At 63.6% G+C, this 7,225-nt stretch carries 9 protein-coding genes; 7 read left to right on the top strand and 2 right to left on the bottom strand.

The genetic code is table 11. The annotated features are described in order from the left end of the window. The 3 genes from EN994_RS11785 to EN994_RS11775 all read left to right on the top strand — a co-directional run. The coding region (locus tag EN994_RS11785) for a DUF3995 domain-containing protein (RefSeq protein ID WP_164745878.1) at positions 1-293 on the top strand (293 nt) is incomplete at its 5' end. Beyond that, positions 290-934: an urease accessory protein UreG gene (gene ureG / locus EN994_RS11780; protein ID WP_013528407.1), complete on the top strand. Its 645-nt coding sequence runs from the start codon at positions 290-292 to the stop codon at positions 932-934. The genes EN994_RS11785 and ureG, both read left to right, overlap by 4 nt. Before the next feature lie 77 nt (positions 935-1,011). Then, positions 1,012-1,779 (top strand): class II aldolase and adducin N-terminal domain-containing protein, encoded by a 768-nt coding sequence (locus EN994_RS11775; RefSeq protein WP_024502042.1) that lies wholly within the window; start codon positions 1,012-1,014, stop codon positions 1,777-1,779. Positions 1,780-1,863: 84 nt separating this feature from the next. On the opposite strand, the gene EN994_RS11770 is transcribed toward EN994_RS11775, so the two are convergent. Then, the gene (locus EN994_RS11770; RefSeq protein ID WP_063169754.1) at positions 1,864-2,496 is read right to left on the bottom strand and encodes an HAD family phosphatase; all 633 of its coding nucleotides are present in this window, start codon (positions 2,494-2,496) and stop codon (positions 1,864-1,866) included. A gap of 259 nt (positions 2,497-2,755) precedes the next feature. Between EN994_RS11770 and EN994_RS11765 the strand changes: the two genes are divergently transcribed. Continuing rightward, entirely contained in the window at positions 2,756-3,715 is a 960-nt protein-coding gene (locus EN994_RS11765) for a sugar-binding transcriptional regulator (RefSeq protein ID WP_013528410.1), read from the top strand. A 37-nt stretch (positions 3,716-3,752) separates the two neighbouring features. Here EN994_RS11765 and EN994_RS11760 read toward each other — a convergent pair whose 3' ends face one another. Beyond that, positions 3,753-3,938, bottom strand: a complete 186-nt coding sequence (locus EN994_RS11760) for a hypothetical protein (RefSeq protein ID WP_063170431.1) — start codon at positions 3,936-3,938, stop codon at positions 3,753-3,755. 110 nt (positions 3,939-4,048) lie between these two features. On the opposite strand from EN994_RS11760, the gene gcvA reads away from it, so the two are divergent. The 3 genes from gcvA to EN994_RS11745 form a co-directional block, all read left to right on the top strand. Continuing rightward, complete coding sequence (gene gcvA, locus EN994_RS11755) at positions 4,049-4,954, top strand: transcriptional regulator GcvA (RefSeq protein WP_013528412.1); 906 nt, start codon at positions 4,049-4,051, stop codon at positions 4,952-4,954. 224 nt (positions 4,955-5,178) lie between these two features. Next, positions 5,179-6,489, top strand: coding sequence for a sugar ABC transporter substrate-binding protein (locus EN994_RS11750; RefSeq protein ID WP_013528413.1), 1,311 nt, complete (start codon positions 5,179-5,181; stop codon positions 6,487-6,489). A gap of 123 nt (positions 6,490-6,612) precedes the next feature. Then, on the top strand, positions 6,613-7,225 hold a 613-nt coding region (locus EN994_RS11745; protein ID WP_164745877.1), incomplete at its 3' end, for a sugar ABC transporter permease.

Below are 7,225 nucleotides of genomic sequence, written 5' to 3'. Positions count from 1 at the left end.
CGACGCCGTTTGCCAGTTTCGCCGTTGCCGCGTGCTTGTGCCTGGCGACACTATGGCCGCTGGCGCTCATGGGAGTCTTCGCTTCACCCTTCCCCAAGGAGGGTCTCGCCGCCACGTCGCTGCTCATCGGTCTGGTGTTCCTGGGGCGCGGCATAGCCGGCTTCACGCCATGGTGGCGGCGGCTGACGCCTGAACAGCCTTTCGCGCGGCTCGATGTCCGCTATTATTCGCCGCTGTGCCTGTTGATCGGGCTCGGCTTTGCCATCCTCGCCATCACGGAGTTTCCCGCATGACACAGACAAATGGTCCGCTGCGCGTCGGCATTGGCGGCCCGGTCGGTTCGGGCAAGACGACGCTGACCGAAAAACTGTGCAAGGCGCTGCGCGACGAGTTTTCCATCGCCGTCGTCACCAACGACATCTACACCAAGGAAGACGCCATGATGCTGGCGCGGCTGCAGGCGCTGCCCGAGGACCGCATCATGGGTGTCGAGACCGGCGGCTGCCCGCATACCGCGATCCGCGAGGATGCCTCGATCAATCTGCAGGCGATCGCGCAGATGAACAGGAAGTTCCCGGACCTCGACATCGTCTTCATCGAATCCGGCGGCGACAACCTTGCCGCCACCTTCTCGCCGGATCTCGCCGACCTGACGCTCTATGTCATCTCGGTCTGCCAGGGCGAGGAGATTCCGCGCAAGGGCGGGCCGGCGATCACCCGCTCCGATTTCCTGGTCATCAACAAAAGCGATCTGGCTCCTTACGTCAACGTCAACCTCGACGTGATGGAGAGCGACGCCGGCCGCATGCGCGGCAAGCGGCCGTTCGGCTTCACGGACCTGTCGCGCGGCAAGGGACTGCAGGAGGTGATCGATTTCATCATCGAGCATGGCGGCCTGCGAGCCGGCGCTGCCGCTGCCAGCACGGCGGCGTGAGCATCCCTGCACCAACCAAAACCGGTTGCGGGAATGGGCTGGCCACGGCATTCTTGCCGAAACCGGAGGATTTTTCGATGAGCCTTGCCCGTCTGCAAAAGGAAACGCTGACCAACCTGCCCTACTATGAGGAGCGCGTCGATCTCGCCTGTGCCTTCCGCTGGACGGCGCGGCTCAACATGCACGAGGCGGTGGCCAATCATTTCTCGCTGGCCGTCAACGATGAGGGCACACAATTCCTCATGAACCCCAACCAGGTGCATTTCTCGCGCATCAAGGCGAGCGACCTTCTGATGATCGATGCCAACGATCCGGAAACGCTCTCCGGCCCCAATGCGCCCGACCCGACGGCGTGGGGGCTGCATGGCGCCATCCATCGCAATGTGCGTCACGCGCGCTGCGTCATGCATGTGCACTCGATCCACGCTACGGTGCTGGCATCGCTCGCTGACTCGACATTGCCGCCGATCGACCAGAATTCGGCGATGTTCTTCAACCGCCATGTCGTCGACGCGCACTATGGCGGGCTGGCCTTCGAGGAGGAGGGCGAGCGCTGCTCGCAGCTTCTCGTCGATCCCAAGGTCAAGGTGATGGTGATGGGCAATCACGGCGTGCTGGTCATCGGCGACACGGTCGCCGATGCCTTCAACCGCATGTTCTATTTCGAACGCGCCGCCGAGACATACATCAAGGCGCTGTGGACCGGCCGCCCGCTGCGCACGCTTTCTGACGCGATCGCCGAAAAGGCGGCGAGCGAGATGGACGATTATCCCGGCCAGGCCGAACGCCATCTCAGCGAGTTGAAGGCGATCCTCGACGAGCAGGAACCGGTCTACCGGAATTGAGCGTCCTTCTCCCCGTGCCGTCACTATACGGGGAGAAGGTGCCGGCAGGCGGATGAGGGACGGCGCCGACCTGGGCGGTTTTCCTCAGAGCCCCAGCTCTTTCCCCAATTCCTCGGCGCTGTTGATGACGACGGCGCCGGGCGGGCCTTCCATCGGCTTTTCCGGCCAGAAGATCGTCTTCATTCCCGCCGCCAGCCCTGCCATGGCGCCCGGCCAGCTGTCGTCGATCGCCACCGCCTGCGCGGGGTCGACATCGGCCAGATACGCGGCGCGCAGGAATGGCTCGGCATGCGGCTTGCCTTCGCGCACGTCGTTGCGGCTGATCGTCTTCATGCCGGGGTAGATCAGGCCGACCATGCTCAAATTGGCGTCGACGATCATCCGGTCCGAATTCGAGACCACGGCCTGCTGGATGCCTCTTGTACGCAGCTCGTTGAAGATCTCGATCGCGCCGGGGCGCGGCTTCAAGCTCTCCACCAGCGGCAGGTAGTGTTCGTATTTGCGCAGGATCCAGTCGTCGAAAGGCAGGTCCAGGCCGAACTCGTCGCGCATCATCTCGTAGACCGGCCAGGCGGCGACGCCGAGCACGCGCTCATGCAGATCGTTCGGCGGGACAAGGCCGACATTGCGCATCGCCGCCACCAGGGCAGCTTCGTGCAGCGGTTCGCTGTCGACCAGCGTGCCGTCCATGTCCCAGAAAACCGCTTTCGGCGTCATGCGAGGCTCCTTTTTGCCATCCCTTAAAGGGTTTGAGCCGGGAGATAAACCTTCGGAGCGCAAGAACGTGCCGCCTGCCGGGACCGCAGCCAAGTCTCTTGGCGAGACAGACATCGTGGGGAGACGAGAAACTGGGCCGTGCCTACGCCGAGGGACAGCAAGCAATTGCCCCCGAGATTTGACAATTGCGCAGCAGGCCGTTCCCTGCGAAAGTGGGCATGGGCCGCTCTCATGACCGGCGGTCTCGGGAGGCAGGACTTTGAATAGCCGGCAGGATGGTGGCAGCAACAGGCTGGACGATGCGGCACGCGCCGGCTGGCTTTATTATGTTGCCGGCAACACACAGGACCAGATCGCTTCGACGCTTGGCATCTCGCGGCAAACGGCGCAGCGGCTGGTATCGCTGGCGGTGTCGGAGGGCTTGATCAAGGTTCGCGTCGACCATCCGATCGCCAACTGCCTCGATCTGGCGGCACGGCTGAGATCGCGCTTTGCGCTCGATCTGGTCGAAGTGGTGCCGAGCGACCCCAACTCGTCCTCGACCACGATCGGCATCGCCGAGGCGGCTGCCGCCGAGATCGAGCGACGGTTGCGTTCACCGACCCCGATCGTCATGGCGATCGGCACCGGGCGCACGCTGAAGGCGGCGATCGAGCAGCTGCCGCCGATGGAATGCCCGCAGCACAAGGTGGTGTCGTTGACCGGCAACATCTCGCCGGACGGCTCGGCCGCTTTCTACAACGTCATCTTCACCATGGCCGACAGGGTCAAGGCGCGTTCGTTTCCGATGCCGCTGCCGGTCATCGCCTCGTCGCCGGAGGAGCGCGAGATGCTGCTCAACCAGCCGATGATCCAGCCGACGCTTGCGCTTGCCGCCGAGGCTGACGTCACCTTCATCGGCATCGGCGACCTCGGCCCCAAGGCGCCGCTCTACGAGGACGGCTTCATTTCGGAGAGCGAATTGAAGGCGCTGCAGAAGGCCGGGGGCATCGCCGAGATCGTCGGCTGGGTGTTCGATAGGGAAGGCCGCATGATCGAGGGCATCACCAACGACCGGGTGTCGTCGGCGTCGCTGCCGTCACGCGAGAAATCGCTGGTCATCGCACTGGCGATGGGAGAACGAAAGCTGCCGGGCATTCTGGCGGCCGCGAACCGGCGGCTGATCAACGGCCTCATCACCGATGAACGGACCGCCGCCGCGCTGCTCGCCAGCATCTGACCGGAAGCACAACTGATTTGCGATAAAACCAACCGCGCTAGCTGTGCCGCCCGAAATGGTCGTTGCCATCGAGAAAACCGAGATCGCGCTGCAGATGCGGCGACAGGTCCCTGATGTCGAGATGTGCCCGTTTTTTGGCTGCGAACCAGCCGAATCCATCCGTCAGCCACGAAAACCAGCGATGATCGGGTGCGGAAGTGCATTTTTGCTGCGCCATGGTCATGATCGTCAACCTTCGCTATCCTGAACCCGAATGACGGGTTGACTGGAAATGTCGGTCTTGACGGCGGCCTTTGCCAATCGAACGTCGATAAGGACCCATAAGGAGGCTTTATGCCGGACCTCAGCTCTCGGCAGGTTTCACAGCTTCCGCCGCTGCAGGCGATCCGGGTGTTCGAAGCGGTGGCGCGGCATCTTTCCTTCACCAAGGCGGCCGAGGAACTTGCCATGACGCAAGCGGCGGTCAGCTATCAGATCAAGGTGCTGGAGGAACGGGTCGGCGCGCCGCTGTTCCTGCGCCGGCCGCGCCAGATCGCACTCACCGAGGCTGGACAGCGCCTTGCGCCAGCGGTCAGCGAGGCCTTCGCCATTCTCGGCCAGGCCTATGCGGCGGCGCGTGGCGGCGCCGACGGATTGCTGTGCGTCACGACGGTGCTGACCTTTGCCTCGAACTGGCTGGCGCACCATCTGGGCTCATTCCAGATCGCTCATCCCTCCCTTGCCGTGCGGCTCGAAACATCGAGCCGGCTGACGGATTTCGCCCGCGAGGATGTCGACCTCGCCATCCGGTCGGGCGGCGGCAAATGGCCGGGGCTGGAAGCCTACAAGCTGCTCGATGCCGATTTCACGCCGATGCTGAGCCCGAAGCTCGCGGCAAGCATCGGCGGCGTCAGGGAACCGGCGGACCTGTTGCGGCTGCCGATCCTCGATCCCGGCGACATCTGGTGGACGCAATGGTTCGAGGCTGCCGGCGTGCACTCGCACGATCTCGCCAAACGGCCCGGCAGCAGCATGGGCGCGCAGGCCTATGAGGCCAACGCGGCGATCGCCGGTCATGGCGTCGCGATCCTGACCAGGGCGCTGTTCAAGGCGGAACTTGCCGGTGGGCGCCTGATCCAGCCTTTCGATCTGGTTGGCGACGACGGCCATGCCTTTTGGCTGGTCTACCCCGAAGCGCGCCGCAACGTGCCGAAGATCCGTGCCTTCCGCGACTGGCTGCTGGCCGAGATCGCCTGCTGACCGGCAAGCTTGCGGGCTGCACCTGGTCTCGCAGATCCATCCGCTGTTGCCGCACTGTATCCGGCCGGGACGCTCTTCGTCCTGGCAATTTCCGCTCGTCCCGGCCTGCGGTGTCGCCCGGGTGCTGCGCTGCAGCATCGAATCCGACTTGACATAATTCACGCCAAGTGAGTAATTGCCCAAAGCCAAGGCAAATGCTCATCTTGGTTCAAGGGAGGAATTTGATGAAACTTCGCACGCTCACCCTGGGCTTGTTGTCGGCCAGCACGCTTGCGTTCGCCGCACACGCCGAATCCATCACCATCGCCACCGTCAACAATGGCGATATGGTCCGCATGCAAAAGCTGACCGAGGACTTCACCAAGGCGAACCCCGACATCCAGCTCAACTGGGTTACGCTCGAAGAGAATGTGCTGCGCGAGCGCGTCACCACCGACATCGCCACCAAGGGCGGCCAGTACGACGTGATGACCATCGGCACCTATGAGGTTCCGATCTGGGCCAAGCAGAGCTGGCTTTTGCCGCTCGACAAGCTCGGCGACGACTACGACGCCAAGGACATCATCCCGGCCATTGCTGGCGGCCTTTCGGTCGACGGCAAGCTTTATGCCGCGCCCTTCTACGGCGAAAGCTCCTTCGTCATGTACCGCAAGGACCTGATGGACAAGGCCGGGCTGAAGATGCCCGACGCGCCGACCTGGGACTTCATCAAGCAGGCCGCCGACAAGATGACCGACCGCGCCAATGGCGTGAACGGCGTGTGCCTGCGCGGCAAGGCCGGCTGGGGCGAGAACATGGCTTTCCTGACCGCCATGTCGAACTCCTTCGGCGCCCGCTGGTTCGACGAGAACTGGAAGCCGCAGTTCGATCAGCCGGAATGGAAGAACACGTTGCAGTTCTATGTCGACCTGATGAAGGCCGACGGCCCCGAGGGGGCTTCCTCCAACGGCTTCAACGAAAACCTGGCGCTGTTCCAGCAGGGCAAATGCGGCATGTGGATCGACGCCACGGTCGCCGCGTCCTTCGTTTCGGACCCGAAGAACTCGACCGTCGCCGATAAGGTCGGCTATGCGCTGGCGCCCGACAATGGCCTGGGCAAGCGCGGCAACTGGCTGTGGGCCTGGTCGCTGGCCATCCCCGCCGGCACGCAGAAAGCGGATGCCGCCGAGAAGTTCGTCTCCTGGGCGACCAGCAAGCACTATGCGGAGCTCGTCGCTTCGAAGGAAGGCTGGGCCAACGTTCCTCCGGGCACGCGCTCCTCGCTCTACGCCAATGCCGAGTACCAGAAGGCCGCTCCGTTCGCCAAGATGACGCTGGACTCCATCAACGCCGCCGATCCGACGCATCCGACGGTCAAGCCGGTGCCCTATGTCGGCGTCCAGTTCGTCGCCATCCCTGAGTTCCAGGGCCTTGGCACCACGGTCGGCCAGCTCTTCTCGGCGGCGCTTGCCGGCCAGTCGAGCGTCGACGACGCGCTGAAGCAGGCCCAGGACGCTGCCACCGCGGCAATGACCGAGGGCGGATACATCAAGTAAGGCTCCTCCCGGTGCCGACTGCCGGTCGCCTCCTTGACCGGCAACGGCCGCCCGAGTTCCCAGTTCGGGCGGCCGCCTTTAACGCCTTTGAAAATTCCGTCTGACCAGTGAAGGGTGACCGTCATGGCTACTCAGCAGACCCGTTCGCTTGCCCGTTTCATGATGGCGCCATCCGTGGTGCTGCTGTTCGTCTGGATGATCGTGCCGCTGGTCATCACCATCTGGTTCTCCTTCCAGCAGTACAACCCGCTCAATCCGATCCGCGACGGCTTCGTCGGCTTCTCGAATTACGCGCTGTTCTATTCCAACCCGGCCTTCCTGCAGTCGATCCTCAACACGCTCACCTTGGTGGTCAGCGTGCTCCTGATCACGGTGATCGGCGGTATCCTTCTGGCGCTGCTGATCGACCAGCCGATGTGGGGCCAGGGCATCGTGCGCATCCTCGTCATCTCGCCGTTCTTCGTCATGCCGCCGGTGGCCGCATTGGTCTGGAAGAACATGATCATGCACCCGCCATACGGGGTGTTCGCCGACATAGCCCGCTTCTTCGGGGCCCAGCCGATCGACTGGTTCGGGCAACATCCGATGCTGGCGATCATCATCATCGTCGCCTGGCAGTGGCTGCCCTTCGCGACGCTCATTCTTCTGACCGCGCTGCAGTCGCTCGACGGCGAGCAGAAGGAAGCCGCCGAGATGGACGGCGCCGGGTTCATCAGCCGCTTCATCTATCTGACGC

This window comes from Mesorhizobium sp. M7A.F.Ca.CA.002.09.1.1, from assembly GCF_003998555.1.
Classification (GTDB): Bacteria; Pseudomonadota; Alphaproteobacteria; order Rhizobiales; family Rhizobiaceae; genus Mesorhizobium; species Mesorhizobium ciceri.
This window is presented reverse-complemented; position numbering and strand designations above follow the sequence as displayed.